The organism is Pseudarthrobacter sp. CC12 (assembly GCF_039907755.1).
Classification (GTDB): Bacteria; Actinomycetota; Actinomycetes; order Actinomycetales; family Micrococcaceae; genus Arthrobacter; species Arthrobacter niigatensis.
This window is the reverse complement of the sequence record NZ_JARDJH010000092.1, coordinates 1-1,074: the sequence shown is the minus strand read 5'-3', so window position 1 is coordinate 1,074 and position 1,074 is coordinate 1. Positions and strand designations below refer to the sequence as shown.

Annotated in this window: 1 protein-coding gene; it reads right to left on the bottom strand. The window is 60.7% G+C overall.

The genetic code is table 11. From position 1 onward, the window contains the following. Positions 1-964 (bottom strand): IS481 family transposase (locus PV772_RS22985; RefSeq protein WP_347887702.1); only part of this gene is annotated, 964 nt, incomplete at its 3' end. Positions 965-1,074: the final 110 nt, after the last annotated feature.

Below are 1,074 nucleotides of genomic sequence, written 5' to 3'. Positions count from 1 at the left end.
TGTATTGACCTGAGAGGTTGATGACGCGGCTGGCCGGTGTCTTACCTTTGAGTGCAGTGTGGGCTCGATGGTGATTGTAAGCATGGAGCCAGTCGGGGAAAGCAGCAACTCGCTCGGCTTCTGAGCGGTAGGGGCGGATGTAGGCCCATTCCTCAAGCATGGTGCGGTTGAACCGTTCGACTTTGCCGTTGGTTTGTGGTCTGTAGGGGCGGGTGCGTTTGTGTTTGATATTCGGACCCAGCGCTTCGGCGAAAGCATGGGACCGGTAGCAGTTCCCGTTGTCAGTCAGAACACGTTGGACGGTAACTCCGTGTTCTTTGAACCAGGCGTTTGCCCGCACCCAGAAGCCTGCTGCCGTTTCCTTGGTTTCGTCAGTGAGGATCTCGGTGTACGCCAGTCGTGAGTGGTCATCCACGGCATTGTGGAGGTAGTGGTAGCCGGGCCGGCGGTTGGCCTTGGTGCCGGTCTTGTTCTTCCAGCCAGCGGTCCTGCCCACGACTCGATGTCCGCCGCCATCGGGGATCCGGCCCAGCTTCTTGATGTCCACGTGGACCAAATCCCCCGGCCTGTCGTGTTCATAGCGGCGGATCACTCGTCCTGTGCCGCGATCGAGCCAGGTTAGTTTCGCCAGCCGGTAGCGGGACAGTACCCGGTGGACGGTCGAGGGGTGCAGACCCAGCAGATAGCCGATCCTGGCAGGGCCCCACCGGCGGTTCACACGCACGGCAATGATCCTCCGTTCGGTACGCGTAGCAGTCCTGCGGGGCGAGGAATGTGGCCGACTCGAACGGTCCACCATTCCTTCGGGTCCCTCCTGGCGGTAGCGCGTCGCCCAACGTTCAGCAGTCGGGACCGAAACCTGAAACCGCTCCGCGGCACGGCGCAGGCTCCAGCACTGATCAACAACACACTGCGCGAGCTGTAACCGGCCACGAGGAGTGAGGAAAGCATTAGGGTGGGACACGAAGACCTCCGTGTGTGGAAAAAGGACTCTAGACAAGCCCCACTCCACCCGGAGGTCTTCTTCATGTCACCAAACCACGCCGGGCGTCACTAACGTCTGTGGTCAATACA